This window comes from Paracoccus isoporae (assembly GCF_900101865.1).
GTDB classification, from domain to species: Bacteria; Pseudomonadota; Alphaproteobacteria; order Rhodobacterales; family Rhodobacteraceae; genus Paracoccus; species Paracoccus isoporae.
Genome location: NZ_FNAH01000005.1, coordinates 191,859 through 216,234 on the forward strand (window position 1 = coordinate 191,859; position 24,376 = coordinate 216,234).

Below are 24,376 nucleotides of genomic sequence, written 5' to 3' on the forward strand. Positions count from 1 at the left end.
AGAAGGCGGAAAACAGCCTCACATTGAACAAGGCCGGGCGTGAACCGGCTGGCAGGGAAGGCAGGCAAGGGGCATGGCAGCCTATATTCTGCGCCGCTTATTGCTGATCATACCGACGCTGTTCGGGATCATGCTGGTGAATTTCGCGCTGACCCAGTTCGTCCCCGGCGGGCCGATCGAACAGGTCATTGCCCGTGTGCAGGGCGAGGGCGACAGCTTCTCGAACATGTCGGGCGGCGGCAATGACAGCGGCGCGGTGGAATATGCCGGTGCCCAGGGCCTGCCGCCGGAATTCCTGTCGGAGCTGGAATTGCAGATGGGATTCGCGGAAATCGTCTGCGATGACGGGTTTGACGGCCAACCCGATCTGGCGGCCGAGGAATGCCGCAAGGAGCCGGTGGGGGCGGCGCGCCGCTTCGGCAAGATGCTGGGCAATTACGTGCGCTTCGATTTCGGGGAAAGCTGGTTCCGCTCGGCCAGCGTGGTGGACGAGATCCTGCGCACCCTGCCGGTCTCGATCACGCTGGGGCTGTGGTCGACGCTGCTGGCCTATCTGATCTCGATCCCGCTGGGCATCCGCAAGGCGGTGCGCGACGGCACGCCCTTCGATACCTGGACCTCGGGGGTGATCGTGGTGGCCTATGCGATCCCGGCGTTCCTGTTCGCGGTGCTGCTGATCACGCTGTTCGCGGGCGGGTCATATTGGCGGATCTTTCCGCTGCGGGGACTGGTCAGCGACAATTTCGAGGAGCTGTCGACGCTCGGTCAGATCAGGGATTACCTGTGGCATATCGCGCTGCCGGTGATCTCCATGTCGATCTCGGGCTTTGCCACGCTGACGCTGCTGACCAAGAACAGCTTTCTAGATGAAATCAACAAGCAATATGTGATGACCGCCCGCGCCAAGGGGCTGAGCGAGGGCCGGGTGCTGTACGGCCATGTCTTCCGCAACGCCATGCTGATCGTGATCGCCGGGTTTCCGGGGATGCTGCTGGCGATCCTGTTCGGGGCCTCGATCCTGATCGAGACGATCTTTTCGCTCGACGGGCTGGGCCGGCTGGGCTTTGACGCGGCGGTGCAGCGGGACTATCCGCTGGTGTTCGGGACGCTGTTCATCTTCGGGCTGCTGGGGCTGGTGATCGGCATCCTGTCCGACCTGATGTATGTGCTGGTCGATCCGCGCATCGATTTCGAGAAGAGGGCGGGCTGATGGCGCTGTCCGAACTCAATCGCCGCCGCTGGCGCAATTTCCGGTCGAACAAGCGCGCCTTCTGGTCGCTGATCCTGTTCTCGGTGCTGTTCGTCATCTCGCTGTGCGCCGAGATCGTGGCGAATGACAAGCCGGTGGTGCTGTCATATCGCGGCGATCTGCATTTCCCGGTCTTCAACTTCTATCCCGAAACCGCGTTCGGCGGCGATTTCGCGACCGAGGCGATCTATACGCTGCCCGACACGCAATGCCTGATCGTCTCGGGCGGGCGCGAGGAATGCTGGGACGATCCCGAAGGGGTGATGGCCGCGATCCGCGACGGCACATCCGACATCCCCGAGGCCGAGCAGGGCTGGATGGTCTGGCCGCCCATCCCCTATCATTTCCGCACCACCAACAATGTCGGCCCGGCGCCGAGCGCCCCGGATGGCGATCACTGGCTGGGGACCGATGCGACCTCGCGGGACGTGGTGGCGCGCACGATTTACGGCTTCCGCACCTCGGTGCTGTTCACGCTGATCGTAACGGCCGTGGCGTCGGTCATCGGCATCGCCATGGGCGCGATCCAGGGCTATTTCGGCGGGCGGACGGATATCATCCTGCAACGCCTGCTGGAGATCTGGCAGAACACGCCGGTGCTCTATGTCATCATCATCATGTTCGCGATCTTCGGACGAAGTTTCTGGCTGCTGGTCTTCGTGATGATCCTGTTCGGCTGGCCGGCGCTTGTGGGCGTGGTGCGCGCCGAGTTCCTGCGGGCGCGGAATTTCGAATATGTCCGGGCGGCGCGGGCGCTTGGCGTGTCGGACCGCAAGATCATGTTCCGCCATATCCTGCCCAACGCGATGGTGGCGACGCTGACCATGCTGCCCTTTATCGTCACCGGCACGATCTCGCTTCTGGCCGGGCTGGATTACCTGGGATATGGCCTGCCCGCCGAGGCGCCGAGCCTGGGCGAGCTGGCGCTTGTCGCCAAGCAGAACCTGAACGCGCCCTGGCTGGCCTTTACCGCGTTCTTCACCTTCGCCATCATGCTGTCGCTTCTGGTCTTCATTTTCGAGGGCATTCGCGACGCATTCGACCCCCGGAAGACCTTCAAATGAGCCGCCCGGACGAACCCGAAGATCCCGCCCGCGCCCTGACCGCCCGGCCCGAGGAGACCCCGGCCGGCACGGATGCGCCGGCACCGCCGCCGGAACTGCATGAGGGCGACGCGGTGCCCGCCCCGCAGGCGGCGCCGGATGAGCCGATGGTGATCCATCCCGGCGCTGCGCCAGAGGATGTGGTGCTGGATGTGCGCGATCTGAAGATCAGTTTCCGCCAGGATGGCCAACTGATCCCGGCGGTGCGCGGGGTCAGCTTCCAGATCGGGCGCGGCGAGACCGTGGCGCTTGTGGGCGAGTCGGGCTCGGGCAAATCGGTCACTGCGCTGTCCACCGTTCAGCTTCTGGGCGAGTCCGCCGAATTGGAGGGCGAGATTTCCTATGAAGGGCGCGACATGATCGGCGCCAGCCCGGCCACGCTGCGCGATATTCGCGGCAACGATATCAGCTTCATCTTCCAGGAGCCGATGACCTCGCTCAACCCGCTGCACACGCTGGAAAAGCAGCTCTCCGAGAGCCTGGCGCTGCATCAGGGGCTGAAGGGCGCGGCGGCACGGGCGCGGATCATCGAATTGCTGGACCGCGTCGGCATCCGCGAGGCGCAGTCGCGGCTGAAGGATTATCCGCATCAGTTCTCGGGCGGGCAGCGGCAGCGGATCATGATCGCGATGGCGCTCGCCAACCGGCCGGAACTCTTGATCGCGGATGAGCCGACCACGGCGCTTGACGTGACCATCCAGGCGCAGATCCTCGATCTGCTGGCGGAACTGAAGCGCGACGAGGGGCTGTCGATGCTGTTCATCAGCCATGATCTGGCCATCGTGCGCCGGATCGCGGACCGCGTCTGCGTGATGAAGGATGGCGAGATCGTCGAGCAGGGGCCGGTGGAGGCGATCTTCTCGGACCCGCAGCATTCCTATACGCGCCGGCTGCTGGCCGCCGAACCCAGCGGGCGGGCCGCGCCTGTCGCGCCCGGCGACCCGATTGTCGAGACGCGCGATCTGAAGGTGTGGTTCCCGATCCAGCGGGGGTTCCTGCGCCGCACGGTCGGCCATGTGAAGGCGGTGAACGGCGCCTCGCTGCGCGTATCCGCAGGTGAGACGCTGGGGATCGTGGGCGAATCGGGATCCGGCAAGACCACGCTGGCGCTGGCGATCATGCGGCTGATCCAGAGCGACGGGCCGATCCTGTATCTGGGCGACGATATTTCCGACTGGCGGGCGCGGCAGCTTCGCCGCCTCCGGCGCGACATGCAGATCGTGTTTCAGGATCCGTTCGGCAGCCTGTCGCCGCGCATGACGGTCGAGCAGATCATCGCCGAGGGGCTGGGCGTGCACGGGGTCGAGAAGGGGCGCGACCGCCGCGACATGGTGGCCGAGATCATGCAGGAGGTGGGCCTGCCGGTCAGCGCCATGCACCGCTATCCGCATGAATTCTCGGGCGGGCAGCGGCAGCGCATCGCGATTGCGCGCGCCATGATCCTGCGCCCGAAAGTCGTGGTGCTGGACGAGCCGACAAGCGCGCTCGACATGACGGTGCAGGTCCAGATCGTCGAATTGCTGCGCCGGTTGCAGCGCGATCACGGGCTGGCCTTCCTGTTCATCAGCCATGATCTGCGGGTGGTGCGCGCCATGTCGCACAAGATCATGGTGATGCGCGCCGGCGAGGTGGTCGAACAGGGCAGCGTGGCCGAGATCTTCGACGCCCCTGAAACCGATTACACGCGGGAGCTGATGGCGGCGGCCTTCCCCGACCGCGCGACATGAAGATCCTGTTCGTCCATCAGAATTTTCCCGCTCAGTTCCTGCATCTGGCGCCGCTTCTGAAGGCGCGGGGCCATCACGTCCTCGCCCTGACCGACGAGACGAATGAACGTCCCAGCCATGTGCGCGTGCTGCGCTACAAATCCCCCGGCGAGGTGACGTGCAGCCAGCCGCTGGCGCGCAGTTTCGCGCAGCATTCCGAACGCGGGCTGATGGCGGCGCGGGCAGCGCGGGCGATGCGCGACCGGCACGGCTACACGCCCGACGTGATCTTCGGGCATTTCGGCTGGGGCGAGACGCTGTATCTCAAGGAGATCTGGCCGGAGGCGAAACTGCTGGTCTATGCCGAGCTGATGTATCGCAGCCGGGGCCAGGATGTCGGCTTCGACGCCGAGTTCGTGCAGGATCTCGACGCGGCCCGCTTCGCCACCACCGGGCGCAACGCGCATCTGGCGCTCGGCATGCTGCAATGCGACGCGGCGCTGTCGCCGACGCGCTACCAGGCCGAAAGCTTTCCCGAGGCGCTGCGCGGCAAGATCACCGTGATCCATGACGGCATCGACACCGCGCGCATGGCGCCCGACCCTGAGGCGCGGCTGACCCTGCCAAACGGGCGCGAGATCCGGGCGGGGGACGAGGTGCTGACCTATGTGGCCCGCTCGCTGGAGCCCTATCGCGGCTTTCACATGCTGATGCGCGCCCTGCCGGAGGTGCTGGCGGCGCGCCCCGAGGCGCAGGTCGTGCTGATCGGCGGGGACGGGGTCAGCTATGGCGGCAAGCCGAAGGATGCCGAAAGCTGGAAGGCCAAGATGCTGGCCGAGCTGGACGGGCGGCTGGATCTGGACCGGGTGCATTTCCTCGGCCGCGTGTCGTATGGCGATTACCGGCGCGTGCTCCAGATCAGCCGGGTGCATTGCTATCTGACCTATCCTTTCGTGCTGAGCTGGTCGCTGACCGAGGCGATGGCGGCGGGGGCCTATGTCGTGGCCTCCGACACCGCGCCGGTGCGCGAACTCATTGAGGACGGAAGGAACGGGCGGCTGGTGCCGTTCTTCGACGTCTCCGCCTTGTCGCGGGCGCTCATTCGCGGGCTGTCGGGCGAGGATGCCGAGGCCGCGGCGCTGCGCCACGCGGCGCGCGAGACGATCTGCCAGGGCTATGATCTGCGCAGCCAGTCGCTGCCCCGGCTGGTGCGCTGGGTCGAACGCTTCGGCCCGCCGCCGGATGCGCCGGGGGCGTCAGCCGGGGCGGAGGCTCTGCCGGGGTCAGCCGGGCAGGGTCAGCCGGGCTGACAGCCCGCCCAGATCCGCATCGCGGCCGAGTTGCAGCGCGCCGCCATTCAGCGCCGCCAGATCCGCGACGATGGCCAGCCCCAGCCCGGCGCCCGGCCCGCGCTCATCCAGCCTTGTGCCGCGTGACAGGGCGCGGGCATGATCCGCGTTCTGCATGCCGGGCCCGTCATCGGCGACGGTGACGCTGAGCTGTCCCTTGCCGGTCTCTGCCCGGATGACGATGCGGGCATCGGCCCATTTCACCGCGTTCTCCATCAGGTTGCCCAGCATTTCCTGAAGATCCTGCTCCTCGACCGGCAGGGCGAACCCGGACGGGATCTCGGCCTGCAGGGTCAGGTCGCGGTCCCGCAAGGCGCGGCGCAGGACAAGCGCCAGGTCGTCGATTACCGGGGCAAGCGCGCTGCGCTGACCCAGCACCCGCGCGCCGCCGGCGCTGCGGGCGCGTTTCAGATGCCAACCGATCTGGCGGTCCATGCGCCCGATCATCGCCTGTCCGGGATGGTCATCGGCCAGCTCCCCCTGCAGCGCCATCAGCGGGGTTTTCAGCGCATGGGCGAGATTGCTGATCTGCTCGCGCGTCCGGGCGATCTGGTCGCGGTTCTGACCGAGCAGGGCATTCATCTCCTCAGTGACGGGCTGGAGCTCTGTCGCGTCGGGGCGGGGCAGGGCGGTGATCTGGCCGTCACGCACCGCGCGAAGGTCGCGCCCCATCCGTTTCAGCGCCGAAAGCCCCGCGGTGACCTGCAACAGCACCGCGCCCACGAGCCCGGCCCCCAGCAGGATCAGCGAGACCGCCAGCGGGCGGCGGACCTGCGCCAGGGCGGCGTCGATCTCGGCGCGCGGGGCTGTGACGGTGACGCTCAGCGCCTCGCTGCTGTCCGGCACGGTGAACGCGCGGCGCAGCAGCCGCAGCGCCTGATCGCCGGGGCCGGTGGCCTCGGCCCCCGCAATGCTGTCGCCGCCGGGCAGTTCCGCGTCATAGAGCGAGGCGGACAGGGCAAACACCTCTCCATCCGCGGCGATCTGCCAGTACCAGCCCGAGAGCGGGGCGGCGAAACGCGGATCGGCGGGGGCGGCGTAGAGCTCGGCCAGCCCGGCGGAATTGGCCTGGGTGTTGGCCATCAGCGAATCGGCGATGGCGGCGGTTTCGGCATCGAAACGCTGGGTGATGGCGCGCTCCAATATGCCGCCGATCACCAGGTAGGCGGCCAGCAGCGCCGCGATCAGCCAGGCGGCGGAGAGCCAGATCAGCCGGCCGCGGATCGAATGCCAGCCGATCAAGATCTGGCCGGTCCCGACGGCTGACGGTCGCGCAGCACATAGCCCTCGCCGCGCCGGGTTTCGATCACCCCCTCGCCGATCTTGCGGCGCAACCGGCCGATCACCACCTCGATCGACTTGAAGTCGCGGTCCGCATTGGCGTCATAGAGATGTTCGGACAGCTCGCTGCGCGAGATCACCCGGTTCTTGTGATGCATCAGATAGGACAGGATGCGCGTCTCGAACGCGGTCAGGCGCAGCGGCACGCCGTCGCGGGTGATGACGCTGAGCTGGCTGTCGAGTTTCAGCGCACCTGCCGAAATCACCGTCTGGGCGTGGCCTGCGGCGCGGCGCACCAGGGTCTGGGCGCGGATCACCACCTCCTCCAGCCGGAAGGGCTTGACCGCGTAGTCATCCGCCCCGGCGCGGAAGCCTGCCACCTTGTCGGCCCATTCGCCGCGCGCCGTCAGGATCAGCACCGGCATGTCGATGCCGCCTGCGCGCCAATGTTCCAGCACCTCGATCCCCGGCATGCCGGGCAGGCCCAGATCCAGCACCGCCACGTCATAGGTTTCGGTGGCCCCCAGGAACTCGCCCTGCTCGCCGTCTTCGGCGGTGTCAGTCACGAATCCGGCCTCCTGCAGCACATGGGCGAGCTGGCCGCTCAGCGTCGGGTCGTCCTCGATAATCAGGCAACGCATCACTCTTCCTTACTGGTCAACGGTCCTTCGCGTCTCCGCGCCCCGCGCGCCCGCGCGATGTTGGCGGGCCGGGGTGGCTGGCGGATTTCTGCGCATCCAGTATGCCACGCCCGCGCAGATTCAGCACCTCTCCGCTGACCGCGTCGAGCCGGATGCGGATGATGTGGCGGGCCGGTGTCAGCAGCGTCAGAATCTGGACGAGATCGGTGCCCGCGGCATATTCCAGCGGTGCGGCCCGCTCCATCCGCGCGGCCAGCACCCGGCCGCGATACCGCTCCTCCACCAGCCGCATCACCTCGTGAAACGGCAGGGGCGGCGGGCCGGGCTGCGGCGCCGCCGCGGCGTGCAGCGCCAGGAACAGCAGGATCGGCACGGCGCGAAACATGGCCCCAGCATAGGCGCGCAGGGGTAAACAGACCCCAAACGCGGCATTGGTGAAAGGTTGCATTTCGATTCGTTACCCCTGTCGCATCCGGGCCATGATCCGGGATACGAGAAAGGTTATCCAATGAGCAGCAGAATCTTGATGAATTCCACCGCCATGCTGGCGGTCGTCCTGTTCGCCGCGGCAAGCCCGCTTGCGGCGCAGCAGAGCGCACCGGCCGGAGACGGCGCGGACGCCCCCGCCGCCCCGGCCGATATTGCCCCGCAGACCCCGCAAACCGCGGAGGATGAGGCGGGCCGCGCCGACTCCCTCCCCCAGATCTTGCAGGGAGACGGGTTCAGCGATGTCACCACGCGGCAGGGTCGGCGCGGCGGGACGCTGGTGCAGGGGGTGATCGCCGGGACCGGGAAGGATTTCGATGCGATGCTCGGCCCGGATGGCGCGTTGCGGGGCATTCGCACGGCGGAAGGATCCTCGCTGCCTGATGAGGTGATCGGTGAGATGCTGCTGGAGGCGGTGCGCGCCCATCCGGTGACGGCGGAGATCGCGGAACTCAGCGCCATCGGCACGCGCGGCGAGGCGGTGATGCTGGCCGGTCAGGACGCCTCGGGCGACGCGGTGCGGATCGGCTTCGACGCGGCGGGCGAGCTGGTCCATTTCAGCCGCGGCGATGACCGGATGGGGCCGGGCGGCCGCGGTGATGAGATGGGGCGCGACAAGAAGCGGGGCGACGGGGCCCGGCATGGTGGCCGCACACGTGACGGTTGGTCGCGTGACGGTGGTCCGGGCGACGGAGAGCGGCGTGGTGGCGGGCCGCGTGATGGAGAGCCGCGCGGCGGTGACCCGCGTGATGGCGGGCCGCGTGACGGTGGTCCGCGCGGCGACGGTCCGCGCGATGGCGCGGCAGTGCGCCCCTCGCCCGATCAGGGCGGCGCCCCGTCCGAGGAGGCGGCGCTGCGCGGGGAGATCGAGTCGGCGGGATACACCGCGCTTGGCCGATTTGTGCCGGCATCCGACGGTGCCACGCTGGACGCCACGAACCCACAGGGCGAGCCGGTGACGCTGCGGCTGAACCCGCAGGGCGAGGTGGTCGAGGAAACCGCGCGCTGACCCGCTGAGCCAACGGCCCCGGCGCGGTCCGAGCGGGCGCGCCGGGGCTAGCCCAAGGCCGATGCAAGCAGGCGCAGCGCGTGATCGACGCTCGACTGGCGGACCTTGTCGCGGCCGATCGGGCCGAAATCCACGGTCTCACTGCGCGTGCCGCTGGCATCGGCCAGGCCGAAACAGACCCGGCCCTCGGGCTTGTGCGCGGAGCCGCCCGGCCCAGCGATTCCGGTGACCGCGACCGCGATCCCGGCCTGGCTCCGCGCCCGCGCGCCCGCCGCCATCTCCCGCGCCACCTCTTCGCTGACCGCGCCGTGGCGGTCCAGCGTGTCCGCGCGGACCCCCAGCATCTCCTGCTTGGCGGCGTTCGAATAGGTGACGAAGCCGCGATCCACCACGTCGGACGAACCCGGCACCGCCGTCAGCGCCGATGCGATCATCCCGCCGGTGCAGCTTTCGGCCGTGGCGATCATGACCCCGCGCGCGCGGGCGGCGTCGAGGACGGATGCCGCGCTCACATCAGCCACAGATGGCTGATGGCGGCGGCCAGCATGGTGGCGAGGCCCGCGAACAGCCCGGCCCAGAGATCGTCCAGCATCACCCCGCGCACCCCGCCATCGCGGTCGGCGCGGCCGACCAGCCAGGGTTTCCGGATATCGAACAGCCGGAAGAACAGGAAGGCGGCGAGCCAGCCCGGATAGGGAAAGCTGTCGGCAGGCAGCCCGGCCTGCCAGAAACCGAAGGACGGGAAGCACAGCGCCAGCCATTGCCCGGCCACCTCGTCGATCACGATTTCCGAGCGGTCGGGATCGGCCATGCCCCTGGTGTAGCGCGGCACGGCCCAGAAACCGAGCGCCGTCACCGCCGCCGTCGCCGCCAGCAGCAGCGGAAAATGCCCGAGCCGGTGCAGGAGCACGCCGAGGATCACGGCCACCGCCGATCCCCAGGTGCCGGGCGCAGGGCGCAGCAGGCCCGCGCCGAACCAGGTGCAGATCAGCCGGTCCATCGCTCAGCCTCCGATCAGCGTGGCGGTGGCGAGGGCGGCGATGCCTTCGCCGCGCCCGGTAAATCCCAGGCGCTCCGAAGTGGTGGCCTTGACCGAGATGCGGTCAGCCTCGATGCCGATGATCTCCGCCAGCCTCGCCTGCATGGCGCGGGCATGGGGGCCGATCTTCGGCGCCTCGCAGATCAGCGTGACATCGGCATTGCCGATGCGAAATCCGCGCTCGCGCGCAAGACCTGCGGCGTGACGCAGGAAGATCATGCTGTCAGCGCCCTTCCATTGCGGATCGGAGGGCGGGAAATGCCGGCCGATATCGCCCTCGGCCAAGGCGCCATAGATCGCGTCGGTCAGCGCATGCATCCCGACATCTGCGTCGGAATGGCCCTTCAGCGCGCGATCATGGTCGATGCGCACCCCGCAGAGCGTCACGTGATCGCCCGGCGCGAAGCCGTGCACGTCGAACCCATTGCCCAGCCGAATGTCCATCGCCCCTCCGAGAATGCGCCGGGCGCGGTCGAAATCCGGCCCGAAGGTGAGTTTCAGATTATCTTCCGAACCGGCGGTGATGACCACCTCATGCCCGGCCAGCCGCGCGAGGCCCACATCATCGGTGGCGTCGTCCGGCCCGGCGCGATGCGCGGCCAGGATCTCGGCCAGCCGGAACCCCTGCGGGGTCTGGGCGCGATAGAGGCCGGCCCGGTCCTGCGTGCCGGTGACGTGACCGTCGGCGGAGCGCCACAGCGTGTCGCTGACCGGCAGGCCGGGGGCCGCGGCCACCGCGCCCTGACCAAGTGCTGCGGTCACGCCCGCGATGACCTGCCGGTCCACCAGTGGCCTTGCGCCGTCATGGATCAGCACATGGGACACGTCGCTGCCCTCCAGCACCTCCAGCCCGGCGCGAACGCTGGCCGCGCGGCTGTCGCCGCCCGCCACCAGCGTCACCGCGCCGCCGAACGCCGCGATGCCGCGCGCCATGTCGTCGGGATGCAGCACCACCACGATCCGCCCGAACCCGTCAAAGGCGGCGATGCTGCGCGCCAGAACGCTGCGCCCGTCCAGGTCGCGCCATTGTTTCGGCGCCCCGCCCATGCGGGTGCCGCGCCCGGCGGCGGTGATGATGACGGCGATCTGATCCTGCTCCAGCATGGGCCGAAGCTCTATGCCAGCCCGGCGCGCCGCGCAATCGTCCGTGACAGTGGCGAGGCCGCCGGGCCGGTGCGCGGCGGATTGGGTCTGTCTCTTGCAGCGCGGTTTCGGTAAGAACTGCGAAACAGCCCGAGGAACCCCGCCATGTCCGACCTGTCACCCGCCGATACCGCCAAGAATGCCGCCGCCATCGCCGCCGTCCGGCTGGTCGAGGACGGGATGCGGCTGGGTCTGGGCACCGGATCGACCGCCGCCTTCATGGTCCGCCGGCTGGCCGAGCGCGCGGCGGAGGAGGGGCTGAGCCTGCGCTGCGCGGCCACCAGCCAGGCCACCGCCGATCTGGCCGAGGCACATGGGCTGAAGATCGAGACGCTGGACGAGATCGGCTGGCTGGACCTGACGCTGGACGGCGCTGACGAGGTCGATCCCGATCTGAACCTCATCAAGGGCGGCGGCGGGGCGTTGCTGCGCGAGAAGATCGTCGCAAAGGCCTCCGACCGGATGGTGGTGATGGCCGACGGCAACAAGGTGGTGGAGACGCTGGGCGCCTTCCATCTGCCGGTGGAGGTGATCGGCTTCGGCTGGCAGATCACCCGCGAGCTGATCCAGCGTGTGCTGGATTCGAGCGAGCTGGACCATCGCCCGATCCTGCTGCGCCAGCGTAACGAGGCGCCTTACCGCACCGATGAGGGCAATCTGATACTCGATCTCGCGCTTGAGGAGATCCACGACCCCGAGCGCCTGTCGGCCGCGCTGAACGCCATTCCCGGCGTGGTGGAAAACGGGCTGTTCCTGCATATCTGTGATCTGGCGATCATCGGCCGGCCGGATGGCTCGGTCGCGGAGCTGACCGCAGAGGGGATGGAAGAGGATGAGGCATGAGTTTCGATTATGACCTGTTCGTGATCGGCGGCGGCTCGGGCGGGGTGCGCGCGGCGCGGATCGCGGCGGGATATGGCGCGAGGGTCGGCCTGGCCGAGGAAAGCCGGATGGGCGGCACCTGCGTGATCCGGGGCTGCGTGCCCAAGAAGCTGATGATCTTCGCGTCCTCCGCGCCCGAGGCGGCGGCGGAGGCGCGCGGCTATGGCTGGCCCGACGCGCAGACCGGCGCGTTTTCATGGGATGCGTTCAAGGCCAAGCTGGATGCGGAGCTGGACCGGCTGGAAGCGGCCTATACGCGGGGCTTTGAAAGCGCGGGCGGCACGATCCATCATCAGCGCGCGCGCGTCACCGGCCCGCATGAGGTGACGCTGGCCGACGGCACCTTGCTGAGCGCCAAGCATATCCTGGTCGCGGTGGGCGGGCGTCCGCAGCGGCCCGGCATTCCCGGCGAGGAGCTGGGCATGATCTCGGACGATCTGTTCATGATGGAAAAGCTGCCGGGCCGGGTGCTCGTCATCGGCGGCGGCTTCATCGCCTGCGAATTCGCCACCATCCTGAACGGGCTGGGTGTGGACACGGTGCTGGCCTATCGCGGCGACAAGGTGCTGCGCGGCTTTGACGGCGATGCCCGCCAGCTTGTCACGGATCAGTTGCAGCAGATCGGGGTGGAGGTGCGGCTGGGCCTCAGCCCGGCGCGGCTGGCGCGGGATGGCGACGCGGTCATTGCACATTTCGACGACGGCTCAAGCGATCGTTACGATGCGGTGATGTTCGCCACCGGGCGCCGCCCCAACACCGCCGGTCTGGGGCTGGAGGAGGTGGGCGTGACCCTCGGCCCCGGCGGCGCGGTGATGGTGGATGACTGGTCGCAGAGCAATATCCCCTCGATCTACGCGGTGGGCGATGTGACCGACCGGGTGAACCTGACGCCGGTCGCGATCCGCGAAGGTCACAGCTTTGCCGACACGCTGTTCGGCAACCATCCGCGCCACATGGATCACAGCCTGGTCGCAAGCGCCGTCTATACCCGCCCGCATGAGTTGGGCTCGATCGGCATGACCGAGGACGAGGCGATTTCGCGCGGCGGGGTGGAGGTGTATGACACGCGGTTCCGCCCGATGCGCTCGATGTTCGCGGGTTCGGATGCGCGGGTGATGATGAAGCTGATTGTCGATGACCAGACCCGGCAGGTGCTGGGCTGTCAGATCTTCGGGCCGGAGGCGGGCGAGTTGATCCAGCTGGCCGCGATCCCGATCATCATGGGGGCCACGAAAGAGGATTTCGACCGCACCGTCGCCGTCCATCCCACCATGGCCGAAGAGCTGGTGACAATGCGCCAGCCGACGCGGCACCATGCGCGCGCAGCGGCGGATTCCGGGGCGGCGGATGCCGCGGAACGCGCCGCGCAAGCTTGACTTTCGGGGCCGGACCCCCAGTTTTCAACACGACGAGAAAGATAGGAAGAGGCAGTCACATGGCACAAGGCCCCTGGGGAGGCGGCAGCAGCGGAAATGGCGATGGCGGAAACCGGGGCGGCAAGGAGCCGCCGCGCGGACCGCAGCGCCCCTGGGGCCAGGGCGGCAATGGCGGCGGCAAGCGCCCCGAGCCGCCGCGCCGGCCCGGCCAGCGGCCGGGTGATCTGCCCGAAATCGAGGATCTGATGAAGAAGGGTCAGGACCGGCTGCGCGTGCTGATGGGCGGGCGCGGCGGCTCCAACGGCAACGGCAACGGTCCGCGCCGCCCCTCCGGTCCCGGTTTCAGCTTCGACCGGCGCACGGTGATGATCGGCGGGCTGGTCCTGCTGGGTCTGTGGACCTTCGCCAGCTTCTACACGGTCCGGCCCGAAGAACGCTCGGTCGAGTTCCTGTTCGGCCGCGCCGTGGGCACCGGCGAGCCGGGTCTGAACTTCGCGCCCTGGCCGGTCGTGACGAAGGAGGTCGTGCAGGTCACCGGCGAACGCGTGACCGAGATCGGCACCGGCCGGGTGGACAGCAACCGCCAGGGCGACAGCGGCATCACGCCCACCGATAGCGGGCTGATGCTGACCAGCGACCAGAACATCGTGGACATGGAATACCAGGTGGTCTGGAACATCTCCGACCCCGAGAAATACCTGTTCAACCTAGCCGATCCCTCGGGCACGATCCGGGCGGTGGCGGAATCCTCGATGCGCGACATCATCGCGCGCTCGGAACTGGCGCCGATCCTGAACCGCGACCGGGGCGCGATTGCCGAGGATCTGAAACTGTCGGTGCAGCAGACGCTCGACAGCTACCAGTCCGGCGTGAACATCGTCCGGGTCAACCTGGACCGCGCCGACCCGCCATCCGAGGTGATCGACGCCTTCCGTCAGGTGCAGGCCGCGCAGCAGCGCCGCGACGCGCTGGAAAAACAGGCCGATGCCTATGCCAACCAGGCGCTTGCCCGCGCCCGTGGTGATGCAGCCGCCGAGATCGAGCAGGCCGAGGGTTACCGGGCCGAGGCGATCAACAACGCGCAGGGTGAATCGGCGCGGTTCAATTCGGTCTATGCCGAGTATGCCAAGGCACCGGAAGTGACACGCAAGCGGATGTATCTGGAAACCATGGAAGACGTGCTGGGGCAGGTCGACAAGGTCATCATCGAGAATGGCGGCGGGCAGGGGGTTCTGCCCTATCTGCCGCTCGACCAGCTTCGTCGTCCGGCCACCACCAGCCCGGCGCGCAGTGACGGCGGCGGGGCCAGCCCGACCGGCAGCGACATCCAGACCAATGCCGCCAGCAGCGGCGCGCTGAGCACGATCACCCAGGGGGGCAACTGATGGCACGCAGAAGATTACTGACCACGCTGGCCATCCCCGCGCTGATCGTCCTGATCGTGATCGCGGCCTCGGCGCTCTACAAGGTGGATGAGCGTGAAAAGGCGCTTGTGCTGCGGCTGGGGCGCGTCGTGAACGTCAAGGAAGCGCCGGGGCTGGGGCTGAAACTGCCCTTCCTCGACGATGTGGTGAAATATGATGACCGGATGCTGGGTCTGCAGACCACGCCGCTGGAGATCACGCCGCTGGATGACCGCCGCCTGATCGTCGACGCCTTCGCCCGCTGGCGGATCGCGGATGTGGTCCGCTTCCGTCAGGCCGTGGGCACCGGCGGCACCGATGCGGCACTGGGTCGGCTCGATCCGATCGTGCGCACCGCCATCCGCGAGGTTTTGGGTGAGGTGCCCTCGACCGCTGTTCTGTCGGATGACCGGACCTCGCTGATGAACCGGATCCGCGACGAGGCGCGGCTCAACTCCGAAGGGCTGGGGGTCGAGATCATCGACGTGCGGCTGACCCGGACGGACCTGCCCGAGCAGAACCTCGCCGCCACCTATGAGCGGATGCGGGCGGAACGTGAGCGCGAGGCGGCCGACGAAATCGCACGCGGTGAGGAAGCCGCGCAGCGCGTGCGCGCCGCCGCCGACCGGACCGTGGTGGAGCTGACCTCGGAGGCGCGGCGCAATGCCGAGATCATCCGTGGTGAGGCCGATGCGGCGCGCAACGCGATCTACGCGGATGCGTATGGGCGCGACCCGGAATTCTTCGCTTTCACCCGCTCTCTGACGTCCTACGCGCAGGCGCTCCGGGGCGAGAATTCGCAGATCGTCATGCCGCCGGACGGGGATTTCTTCGCCTATCTGCGCAATGACGGCGCGGCGGATGCCTCGCCCGCCACACCTGCCGAGGAGTTGCCGCAGGAGGAAAACCTCTCGACCCTTCCCGAAGCGCAGCAGGGCGGCCCGGCGGCGCGCGACCCGATCCAGGCCGACAGCGCGGTGACGCCGCGCCCGATTGAGATGCCCTGGGACGAGGAGCCGGGGGCCGGTCTGGGCGATGCCTCGATGCTGTCCGAGGATTCGCCGGTGCAACCGGCCGAGACCGAGGATGGCGCGGCGGCGCCCGCGGCCGATGGCGAATCCGGGGCTGATGCGGCGGAGGCTGAGCCCGCCAATGCCGCCCCCGCCCCCGCCGCCGACGACGCCATGACCGACGACGCCGTGACCGAAGACGCCGCGACCGACATGCCTGCGGCCGACGAACCGCCAACGCCAGACACCGGGGCCGGAGAGGCGGCCGGGGATCCCATGACCGACGCGGCCGAGGGCGAGGCGGACCCGGCGGTGGAGCTGGGCGGCGACGCGCCCGACGCGGTCACCGCGAACTGATGGAAATGGGCGGCGCAGGCCGCCCGTTTTCGTTGTGAAAATCACGATGAGTTCAACGGAGCGGAGCGTGATTTATTTGCAACGTCTCCCCATCTGGCTTTTGTAGAACCCGCAGAAGCGACCCGCAGAGTCGCGCGCCGACTGGGATCGGCGCAGACATGGAAAGGAAAACTCGATGCGCACGCCATTCACCCCATTCCTCGCCTCCGTATCCGTCGCGGCCCTTGGCCTCGCGGCGCTTCCGGCCACGGCGCAGGAGGCCGCGCAGGCCCAGACCCAGCCGGAGGTCACGGCCAACAGCAACGAGGCACCGCTGACCGCGCCCGAGACCGAGGCGCGCCGCCAGTCGATCATGCCCGACAGCTTCGCCGATCTGGTCGAGGAGGTCTCTCCGGCGGTGGTGAACATCAACACCACGGCCGTGATCGAACAACCGACCGGCCCGGTCTTTCCCGAAGGCAGCCCGTTTTCCGACCTGTTCCGCGATTTCGGCTTTCCGATGCCCGACGGCAATCAGCAAAGCCCGTTCGGGCCGCAGCAGCGCGGGCCGCAGCGGGCGAATGCGCTCGGCTCCGGCTTCGTGATCTCGGATGATGGTTTCATTGTCACCAACAACCATGTCATCGACGGCGCCGACGAGATCGAGATCGAATTCCGCGACGGCGCGCGGCGCACCGCCGAGGTGATCGGCACCGACGCCCAGACCGATATCGCGCTGCTGAAGGTGGAGGCAGAGGATCTGCCCTTTGTCGGCTTCGGTGACAGCGACGCGGCCCGCGTGGGCGACTGGGTGCTGGCGCTCGGCAATCCGCTGGGCCAGGGATTTTCCGCCTCGACCGGGATCGTCTCGGCGCGGGGGCGGGCGCTGACCGGCACTTATGACGATTTCATCCAGACCGATGCCTCGATCAACCGCGGCAATTCGGGCGGCCCGCTGTTCAACATGGATGGCGAGGTGATCGGGGTGAACACCGCGATCCTGTCGCCCAATGGCGGCTCGATCGGGATCGGCTTCTCGATGGCGTCGAACGTGGTCTCGACCGTGATCGACCAGTTGCAGGAATACGGCGAGACGCGGCGCGGCTGGCTGGGCGTGAAGATCCAGCGTGTGACGCCGGATATCGCGGAATCGCTCGGGCTGGAATCGGAGACCGGCGCCATGGTCACCGATGTGCCGGAAGGTCCGGCGGCAGAGGCGGGCGTGCGCGCGGGCGACGTGATCGTGCGCTTCGACGGCAACGAGATCGAGGATGACCGCGACCTGGTGGCCCGCGTGGCGCAGGCCCCGATCGGGGAAGATGTCTCGGTCACCGTGCTGCGCAACGGCGAGGAAGAGCAGCTGACCGTCACGCTTGGCCGGCGCGAACTGGCCGAGGGCACGGCGAGCGGGCAGGGCGGCAGTCAGGGTGACGGCGGCGAGAGCGGCGACACGCTGGGGATGACGCTGCAGCCGCTGACGCCGGAGCTGGCCGCGGAACTGGGACTGGATGAGGATCAGGAAGGCCTGGTCGTCAGCGACGTCGATCCCAACTCCGACGCCGCTGACAAGGGGCTGAGCCGGGGCGATGTCATCACCGAGGCCGGCCAGCAGCCGGTCGCGACGCTCAGCGATCTGCGCGAGCGGGTCGAGGCGGCGCGCGAGGCCGGACGCTCGATCCTGCTGATGATCCGCCGCGGCGGCGAGCCGCGCTTCGTGGCGCTGTCCACCGCGGAATAAACCCCGCGGGCGACGTGGCCCAAGGGCAGGGCGGGGCTTTGGTCCCGCCCTTTTCATTGCCCGCCGTATCGCCTATTTCGCCTTCACAGACAGGAGCGAGCCATGGCCAGAATAACCTATATCGAGCATAACGGCACCGCGCATGAGATCGAGGTGTCCAACGGCATGACCGTGATGGAGGGCGCGCGCGACAATGGCGTGCCGGGGATCGAGGCCGATTGCGGCGGGGCCTGCGCCTGTTCGACCTGCCATGTCTATGTCGCGCCGGACTGGGTGGAGAAACTGCCGCCCAAGGATCCGATGGAAGAGGACATGCTGGATTTCGCCTGGGAGCCGGACCCGTCGCGCTCGCGCCTGACCTGCCAGCTCAAGGTTACGGATGATCTGGACGGGCTGGTGGTGAACCTGCCCGAAAAACAGATCTGATCCCATGTCCGACCTGGTCCTGACCGTTGCCTGCGAGACGCGGCGTGGCATCGTTGCCGCCATTTCGGGGTTTCTGGCCGGTCATGGCTGCAACATCACCGATTCCGCGCAGTTCGACGATCTCGCATCCGGTCGGTTCTTCATGCGGGTCAGCTTCACCGATCAGGACGGGCTGGGGATCGCGGCGCTGCGCGCCGGCTTCATGCCGGTGGCGGCGCAATTCGGCATGGAGGCCGCGATCCACGACGCGACCCGGCCGATGCGGGTGCTGCTGATGGTGTCGAGCTTCGGGCATTGCCTGAACGATATCCTGTATCGCTGGCGGATCGGGGCGCTGCCGATCGAGATCGTGGGCGTGGTGTCGAACCATCTGACCTATCAGAAGCTGGTGGTGAACCACGACATACCGTTTCACCATGTCCGGGTGTCGGCGCAGGACAAGCCGGCCGCCGAGGCGCGGCTGCTGGAGATCGTCGGGGAGACGGGGGCGGAGCTGGTGGTGCTGGCGCGCTATATGCAGGTGCTGTCCGACCGGCTTTGCGCGCGGATGGCGGGGCGGATCATCAATATCCACCATTCCTTCCTGCCCAGCTTCAAGGGTGCCAACCCCTATAAGCAGGCCTATGAGCGCGGCGTGAAGCTGATCGGGGCGACGGCGCATTACGTCACCGCCGATCTGGACGAGGGCCCGATCATCGAGCAGGACACGGTGCGCGTGACCCATGCCCAGTCGGCGGCGGATTATGTCAGCCTCGGCCGCGACGTGGAGGCGCAGGTGCTGGCCCGCGCCATCCATGCCCATATCCACCACCGCGTGTTCCTGAATGGCAGCCGCACGGTGGTCTTTCCGGCTTCGCCCGGCAGTTTTGCCTCCGCCCGGATGGGCTGACCGCAGCGCCGCGGGGCGCACGCACCGCGCTAAGGCTGCCGGACCACTGGCCGGCCAAGGCCGCCAGTCGGCACCGCTCCTGTCCTGTCACGCTTCTGATGATCGCTGGGATCTAAGCGATCCGCGCCGCATGATGCGGCGCGGTCATGCGTCAGACCGGCATCTTGCGGTCGTCATCCGCGATGTTGGGCAAGGCGCCATCGGCGGGCGCGCCGCCCCGGCGGCGCCTGCGGGTCTTGACCGGCGGTTCCTGCGGGCCTTCCATCTGTTCGTCGATGAAATCCAGCACCAGCGGGCGGATGTTCAGCCGCCAGCTCCGCCCGGCGAAAATGCCGTAATGCCCGGCATCGTCCTCGAGATGCTGCTGCTTGCGCTGCTCGGGCACGCCGGTGCAGAGATCGAGCGCGGCCACGCATTGCCCCGGCGCCGAGATGTCGTCCTTGCCGCCTTCGACGGTCATCACCGCGACATCGGTGATCTTGCCGATATCGACCGGCTTGCCATTCACGGTAAACCGGTTCTCGGCAATCTCCAGACCCTTGAAGATCCGCTCCACGGTGGAAAGATAGAACTCGGCCGTCATGTCCATCACGGCCAGATACTCGTCGTAGAACTTGTTGTGCCGGTCCGCCTCGGAGCCTTCGCCGCGCGCATCGGCGACGATCTTGTCCAGAAATGCCTTGGCATGGGTTTCGGCGTTCATGGCGATGAAGGACGACAATTGCGCCAGGCCGGGATAGACCAGACGGCCGGTGCCGGGATATTTGAACCCGACCTGCTGGATGACGTGATATTCCAGCTCGCCCATGGTGATCCGGTTGCCGAAATCGGTGACTTCGGTCGCGGCGGCGTCGGGATTGATCGGCCCGCCGATCAGGGTCAGGGTGCGGGGCTGCGCCTCTGGCTCGTCCTCGGCCAGGATCGCGGCGGCGGCAAGGGCCAGCGGCGCGGGCTGGCAGACGGCGATCACGTTCAGATCGGGGCCCAGATGGCGCATGAATTCGACCAGGTACTGGGTGTAGTCCTCGATATCGAACTTGCCCTTGCTGACCGGAATGTCGCGGGCATTGTGCCAGTCGGTGATATAGACCTCGGCATCGGGCAGAAGCGAGGTGACGGTAGAGCGCAGCAGCGTCGCGTAATGGCCCGACATGGGCGCGACCAGCAGGATCTTGCGGCTCAACGTCTCGCGCCGGGCGACGCGGAAATGCAGCAGATCCCCGAAATCGCGTTTCAGCACCTTGTCGATATAGACGACATGGTCCTGCCCGTCCGCCCCGGCAATGGCGGGGATGTTCCAGTCGGGCTTGATGACCATGCGCGAGAAGCTGCGCTCGGTCACATGTCCCCAGGCGCTCATCAGTCGGAACACCGGGTGGGGAATCATCGCGAAGGCGGGATAGGAGGCCATGGCGCGGGCGGACGCCCCGAGCCATTCGCTCGTGTTCCGCATCGACTCGATGGCGTCGTAGGATATCAGTCCCTTGAAGAGTGGTTGCTTGGCCATGACCGCCTCACTTTCGAATGCGTCCGGCGAACAACTGACCCCTTTTTCATCATCACCGCGCCGGTTAAGATCGGAAGCTGACAGTAGGGGGGAATATTGGTTATGGCAAGTAACGAAACTCGCAAGACCCCGGCGCGTGGCGCAAATGCCGCGCCGCGGAAACGCCGCAGCAGCCGGACCGAATCCTCCAGCGAAAACAATATGGCTGACAATGCCGCCGCGAATGCCGCAGCGGCGAAGCCGCGCGGGCGCACGGCCAAGGCCGCGGCCTCCGGCTCCGGCAAGACGGCGGCCGCGAAACCGGCGGAATCGGCGGCCGCGCGACGCGGGTCGGGGGCCGCGAAATCCGGCACGAAGGCAGCGGGCGGCGCCGCAGGCAAGGCGTCCGCCACGCGCCGCAAACCTGCCGCCTCCACCGCCAAGAAAACGGCGGGGACTGCCGCCAGGAGCGCGGCAAAACCTGCGGGCAAGGCCGCCGGGACATCGGCCTCCGGCCGCAGCGGCCGCGCCGCCACAAAACCCGCCGCCGCAAAGACCGGCTCTGCTGCGGCCGCCCGCAAGCCCGCCACCCCCGGCAAGGCGCCGACAGCCGCGAGCCGCGCCGCCAGGAGCGATGCGGCCAGCCAGACTGCCGCGGCACCGGCCGATCTGAAATCCGCCGCGTCCGTCACCAGCGGCGGGGCACAGCCCAACGCCGCTGCGGCAACGTCACAGGCGGACGGGCAGGGCCAGCCCGCCCCGTCATCCCCCCGGCTGACAGAGAATATGGAGCGGCTGGAGTCGCTGACCCAGCGTCTCGCCTCGGCACTCTCGCAGCGTCCGATGCATGATCCGGGCGTGGAAGGGCCGGGCGCCGATCTGATGGTGAATGCCAGCATGGCCTGGGCCAAGATGTGGGCCGAGCAGCCGGCGCGCATCCTCGAACAGCAGGTCAAATACTGGGGCGCCACCCTGTCACATTACGCCGAGCTGCAATCGCAATTCGTCGGCGGCAAGACCGCTGCGGCGGAGGAGGCCGAGCCGGAGACGGACAAGCGGTTCCGCAACCCGCTCTGGCAGAGCCATCCCTATTTCAACACGGTCAAGAGCCAGTACCAGATCAACGCCCAGGCGATGCGCGATGCCGCCCAGCATCTGGACACGCTGAGCCCCACCGATCAGCACCGGCTGAACTGGCTGACCAACCAGGTCATCGACATGTTCGCGCCGACCAATTTCTTCGCCACCAACCCCGACGCGATCCAGAAGGCGCTGGAAACCGAGGGCGAAAGCCTTGTGAAAGGGCTTGAGAACCTGGTCCGCGACGTGGAACTGCATGGCGGCGAGATGGTCGTGTCGCTGGCCGATCGCGACGCCTTCGCGGTGGGCGAGAATATCGGCACCGCGCCGGGCCGGGTGGTGCGCCAGGCGCCGCTCTATGAGCTGATCCAGTTCAGCCCGTCCACCGAGCAGGTCCATGCTACGCCCGTCGTGATCTTCCCGCCCTGGATCAACAAGTTCTACATCCTCGACCTGAAGCCGCGAAACAGCCTGATCCGCTGGATCGTCGATCAGGGATACACGCTGTTCGTGGTGTCGTGGAAAAACCCCGATCCCTCCTATGCCGATACCGGGCTGGAGGATTATGTCAGCGCCTATCTGTCGGTCATGGATGCGATCGAGGAGATCACGGCAGAGCCGAAGCTGAACGCCATCGGCTATTGCATCGGCGGCACCACCTTGTCGCTGACGCTGTCGCTGATGGCGCAGCGCGGCGATGACAGGATCAACTCCGCCACCTTCTTCACCACGCTGACCGATTTTTCCGAGCAGGGCGAGTTCGTGCCCTTCCTGCAGGATGATTTCGTCGAGGGCATCACCGCGGAGGTGCAGCGCTCCGGCATCTTCGCCTCGCATCTGATGACCCGCACGATGAGTTTCCTGCGCGCCAATGATCTGGTCTGGGGCCCGGCCATCCGCTCCTACCTGATGGGAGAGGCGCCGCCAGCCTTCGATCTGCTCTACTGGAACGGCGACGCGACCAATCTGCCGGGCAAGATGACCATCGATTACCTGCGCGGGCTGTGCCAGCAGAACCTGCTGGTCGGCGATGGCTATCCGATGATGAACCACAAGCTGCACTTGTCGGACATCACCCTGCCGATCTGCGCCATTGGCTGCGAGACCGACCATATTGCGCCGTGGAAATATAGCTGGCGCGGGGTGAAGCAGATGGGATCGGACGACAAGCGCTTCATCCTGTCGGAATCGGGCCATATCGCCGGAATCGTCAATCCGCCGTCGAAGAAGAAATATGGCCACTACACCGGATCGGGCGATTTCTCGGGCGAGCCGGAGCAGTGGCAGGAGGCGGCCGACTTCATTAGCGGAAGCTGGTGGCCCACTTGGGAGGCCTGGTTGCGCACGCATTCCGGCGACCGGGTTCCCGCCCGCGAACCGGAGGCCGGGCTGGGCCCTGCGCCGGGCAGCTATGTCCATCAGAAGTATTGATACCGCGCGCTTCGCACCCGCAAAAGATTTTTCGCCGCAGTGCAGAATAACTGTTGAGATGCTGCAGCGCAGCATCTATCTTTGGCTTACCGAAATTCAAAGGCGGTCTTCCTCCCCGGCCGCCAGTATAGGAGAGAAGAAATGGCTAAAGCACCTGACTTCACCAAATCGATGCAGGACATGATGGCGAACTTCCCGGTCGACACCTCGTCGATGCAGGACGCCTTCAAGACCCAGTCGGCGCTGAACGAGAAAATGGCGCATGTCGCCCTGTCCGCCGCTGAGCGTTCGACCGAGATCTCGGCGCAGTGGGCCAAGGACACCATCGCCCGCGTTGGTGAACTGACCGCGCAGAAAGACGATGCCTCCGGCTACGCCAAGGCGTTCAGCGACTTCGCCAACGCTTCCAGCGAAAGCGCCGCCGAGCATCTGTCGGCCTTCGCCGAAGTGGCCAAGAAGCTGCAGATGGAAACCGTCGACCTGCTGATGTCGGCCGGCAAGGACATGGCTGCCGACGCGCAGAAGACCGCTGAGCAGGCGACCCGCCAGGCTCAGGACAGCGTCAAGAAAGCGACCGCGGCGACCAAGTCGTAATCGACGCGTTCACTGCTGATGGGAGAAGGGGCGGCCCGCCGGGCCTGCCCCTTTTTCTTTGCATTTGCGCGGGATCGGTCGCAATATGCTGCAAATGCAGTAAAGAGGAAGCCCGATGGCCCAAGCCGATGCCGCCAAGCCATTGCTGATCAAGCGCTACGCCAGCCGGCGTCTCTACAACACCGAAACCAGCGATTACGTCACGCTAGAGGATATCGCGACCTTCATCCGCGACGGGCGCGAGGTGAAGATCGTCGACCTGAAGACCGGCGACGAGCTGACCCGGCAATATCTCCTCCAGATCATCGCCGAGCATGAGAGCCGGGGCGAGAACGTGCTTCCGGTCGATGTGCTGACCGATCTGGTGCGCAGCTACACCACCCAGGCGCAAAGCGTGGTGCCGCAATTCCTCGCCGCCAGTTTCGAGATGCTGCGCGAGGGGCAGTCGAAGATCATGGAGAACATGGCCTCGATGCCGACGCCGATGTCCTCCATGCCCGGCTTCGACCAGCTTCAGCGCCAGCAGCAGGCCTTCCTGAAGGCGATGATGGGCGGCTGGCGCGGCGGCTCCTCTGGCCCCGAGCCCGACGAGATGGCCGATCCCGGCGGCGAGCGCGAGGACATGGCCGAGATCCGCCGCCAGCTTGCCGAGCTGCAGAAGCGGATTTCCAAGCTCTGAGCCTTGCACTGCCCCGCGCCATTGGCTAACTAGCGCGGGC

General features: G+C 67.4%; 21 protein-coding genes and 1 pseudogene. 15 read left to right on the forward strand and 7 right to left on the reverse strand.

Annotated elements, in window-relative coordinates:
* Positions 1–73: 73 nt before the first annotated feature.
* From BLT73_RS10145 to BLT73_RS10160, 4 genes are all read left to right on the forward strand, one after another.
* A complete protein-coding gene (locus BLT73_RS10145; RefSeq protein WP_090523550.1) occupies positions 74–1,210 on the forward strand; it encodes a microcin C ABC transporter permease YejB in 1,137 nt (378 codons plus the stop codon).
* Positions 1,210–2,313: an ABC transporter permease gene (locus BLT73_RS10150; RefSeq protein WP_090523553.1), complete on the forward strand. Its 1,104-nt coding sequence runs from the start codon at positions 1,210–1,212 to the stop codon at positions 2,311–2,313. The genes BLT73_RS10145 and BLT73_RS10150 overlap by 1 nt, the downstream gene beginning before the upstream one ends.
* Before the next feature lie 146 nt (positions 2,314–2,459).
* Positions 2,460–4,079: an ABC transporter ATP-binding protein gene (locus tag BLT73_RS10155; protein WP_090523636.1), complete on the forward strand. Its 1,620-nt coding sequence runs from the start codon at positions 2,460–2,462 to the stop codon at positions 4,077–4,079.
* Complete coding sequence (locus BLT73_RS10160; protein WP_090523556.1) at positions 4,076–5,368, forward strand: glycosyltransferase; 1,293 nt, start codon at positions 4,076–4,078, stop codon at positions 5,366–5,368. Before BLT73_RS10155 ends, BLT73_RS10160 begins: the two co-directional genes overlap by 4 nt.
* Here BLT73_RS10160 and BLT73_RS10165 read toward each other — a convergent pair.
* Genes BLT73_RS10165 through BLT73_RS10175 form a run of 3 tightly spaced genes read right to left on the reverse strand, consistent with a single transcriptional unit; the run spans position 5,342 to position 7,714 of the window.
* Entirely contained in the window at positions 5,342–6,649 is a 1,308-nt protein-coding gene (locus BLT73_RS10165) for a sensor histidine kinase (protein ID WP_245727229.1), read from the reverse strand. The genes BLT73_RS10160 and BLT73_RS10165 overlap by 27 nt on opposite strands.
* Positions 6,646–7,329, reverse strand: a complete 684-nt coding sequence (locus BLT73_RS10170; RefSeq protein ID WP_090523560.1) for a response regulator transcription factor — start codon at positions 7,327–7,329, stop codon at positions 6,646–6,648. Before BLT73_RS10170 ends, BLT73_RS10165 begins: the two co-directional genes overlap by 4 nt.
* Before the next feature lie 16 nt (positions 7,330–7,345).
* Positions 7,346–7,714 (reverse strand): hypothetical protein, encoded by a 369-nt coding sequence (locus BLT73_RS10175; protein ID WP_090523563.1) that lies wholly within the window; start codon positions 7,712–7,714, stop codon positions 7,346–7,348.
* Between the two features lie 123 nt (positions 7,715–7,837).
* Here BLT73_RS10175 and BLT73_RS10180 point away from each other — a divergent pair, with 123 nt between their 5' ends.
* A complete protein-coding gene (locus tag BLT73_RS10180; RefSeq protein WP_090523565.1) occupies positions 7,838–8,824 on the forward strand; it encodes a hypothetical protein in 987 nt (328 codons plus the stop codon).
* Between the two features lie 47 nt (positions 8,825–8,871).
* On the opposite strand, the gene BLT73_RS10185 is transcribed toward BLT73_RS10180, so the two are convergent.
* Genes BLT73_RS10185 through BLT73_RS10195 form a run of 3 tightly spaced genes read right to left on the reverse strand, consistent with a single transcriptional unit; the run spans position 8,872 to position 10,967 of the window.
* Complete coding sequence (locus BLT73_RS10185; protein WP_090523567.1) at positions 8,872–9,336, reverse strand: CinA family protein; 465 nt, start codon at positions 9,334–9,336, stop codon at positions 8,872–8,874.
* Positions 9,333–9,824: a phosphatidylglycerophosphatase A family protein gene (locus BLT73_RS10190; RefSeq protein ID WP_090523570.1), complete on the reverse strand. Its 492-nt coding sequence runs from the start codon at positions 9,822–9,824 to the stop codon at positions 9,333–9,335. Before BLT73_RS10190 ends, BLT73_RS10185 begins: the two co-directional genes overlap by 4 nt.
* A gap of 3 nt (positions 9,825–9,827) precedes the next feature.
* Complete coding sequence (locus BLT73_RS10195; protein WP_090523572.1) at positions 9,828–10,967, reverse strand: bifunctional 2-C-methyl-D-erythritol 4-phosphate cytidylyltransferase/2-C-methyl-D-erythritol 2,4-cyclodiphosphate synthase; 1,140 nt, start codon at positions 10,965–10,967, stop codon at positions 9,828–9,830.
* A gap of 144 nt (positions 10,968–11,111) precedes the next feature.
* On the opposite strand from BLT73_RS10195, the gene rpiA reads away from it, so the two are divergent.
* The 7 genes and pseudogenes from rpiA (at position 11,112) to purU (ending at position 19,066) form a co-directional block, all read left to right on the forward strand.
* Entirely contained in the window at positions 11,112–11,849 is a 738-nt protein-coding gene (gene rpiA, locus BLT73_RS10200; protein WP_090523574.1) for a ribose-5-phosphate isomerase RpiA, read from the forward strand.
* Positions 11,846–13,264 (forward strand): glutathione-disulfide reductase, encoded by a 1,419-nt coding sequence (gene gorA / locus BLT73_RS10205; protein ID WP_090523576.1) that lies wholly within the window; start codon positions 11,846–11,848, stop codon positions 13,262–13,264. Before rpiA ends, gorA begins: the two co-directional genes overlap by 4 nt.
* A 59-nt stretch (positions 13,265–13,323) precedes the next feature.
* A complete protein-coding gene (gene hflK / locus BLT73_RS10210; protein WP_090523578.1) occupies positions 13,324–14,649 on the forward strand; it encodes an FtsH protease activity modulator HflK in 1,326 nt (441 codons plus the stop codon).
* Positions 14,649–15,659: pseudogene (gene hflC / locus BLT73_RS10215) on the forward strand (protease modulator HflC); the annotation flags it as partial. The gene hflK and the pseudogene hflC, both read left to right, overlap by 1 nt.
* 550 nt (positions 15,660–16,209) lie before the next feature.
* A complete protein-coding gene (locus BLT73_RS10220) occupies positions 16,210–17,751 on the forward strand; it encodes a DegQ family serine endoprotease (RefSeq protein ID WP_090523581.1) in 1,542 nt (513 codons plus the stop codon).
* Positions 17,752–17,853: 102 nt separating this feature from the next.
* The gene (locus BLT73_RS10225) at positions 17,854–18,177 is read left to right on the forward strand and encodes a 2Fe-2S iron-sulfur cluster-binding protein (RefSeq protein ID WP_090523583.1); all 324 of its coding nucleotides are present in this window, start codon (positions 17,854–17,856) and stop codon (positions 18,175–18,177) included.
* A gap of 4 nt (positions 18,178–18,181) precedes the next feature.
* Entirely contained in the window at positions 18,182–19,066 is an 885-nt protein-coding gene (purU, locus tag BLT73_RS10230) for a formyltetrahydrofolate deformylase (protein WP_090523585.1), read from the forward strand.
* A 151-nt stretch (positions 19,067–19,217) separates the two neighbouring features.
* Here purU and phaZ read toward each other — a convergent pair whose 3' ends face one another.
* Entirely contained in the window at positions 19,218–20,573 is a 1,356-nt protein-coding gene (gene phaZ / locus BLT73_RS10235; protein ID WP_090523587.1) for a polyhydroxyalkanoate depolymerase, read from the reverse strand.
* 201 nt (positions 20,574–20,774) lie between these two features.
* On the opposite strand from phaZ, the gene BLT73_RS10240 reads away from it, so the two are divergent.
* From BLT73_RS10240 to phaR, 3 genes are all read left to right on the forward strand, one after another.
* On the forward strand, positions 20,775–23,063 hold the full coding sequence (locus BLT73_RS10240) for a PHA/PHB synthase family protein (protein WP_090523638.1): 2,289 nt from the start codon (positions 20,775–20,777) through the stop codon (positions 23,061–23,063).
* A 141-nt stretch (positions 23,064–23,204) separates the two neighbouring features.
* Positions 23,205–23,657: a Phasin gene (locus tag BLT73_RS10245; protein ID WP_090523589.1), complete on the forward strand. Its 453-nt coding sequence runs from the start codon at positions 23,205–23,207 to the stop codon at positions 23,655–23,657.
* A gap of 115 nt (positions 23,658–23,772) precedes the next feature.
* Positions 23,773–24,336, forward strand: a complete 564-nt coding sequence (gene phaR / locus BLT73_RS10250) for a polyhydroxyalkanoate synthesis repressor PhaR (protein WP_090523591.1) — start codon at positions 23,773–23,775, stop codon at positions 24,334–24,336.
* Positions 24,337–24,376: the final 40 nt, after the last annotated feature.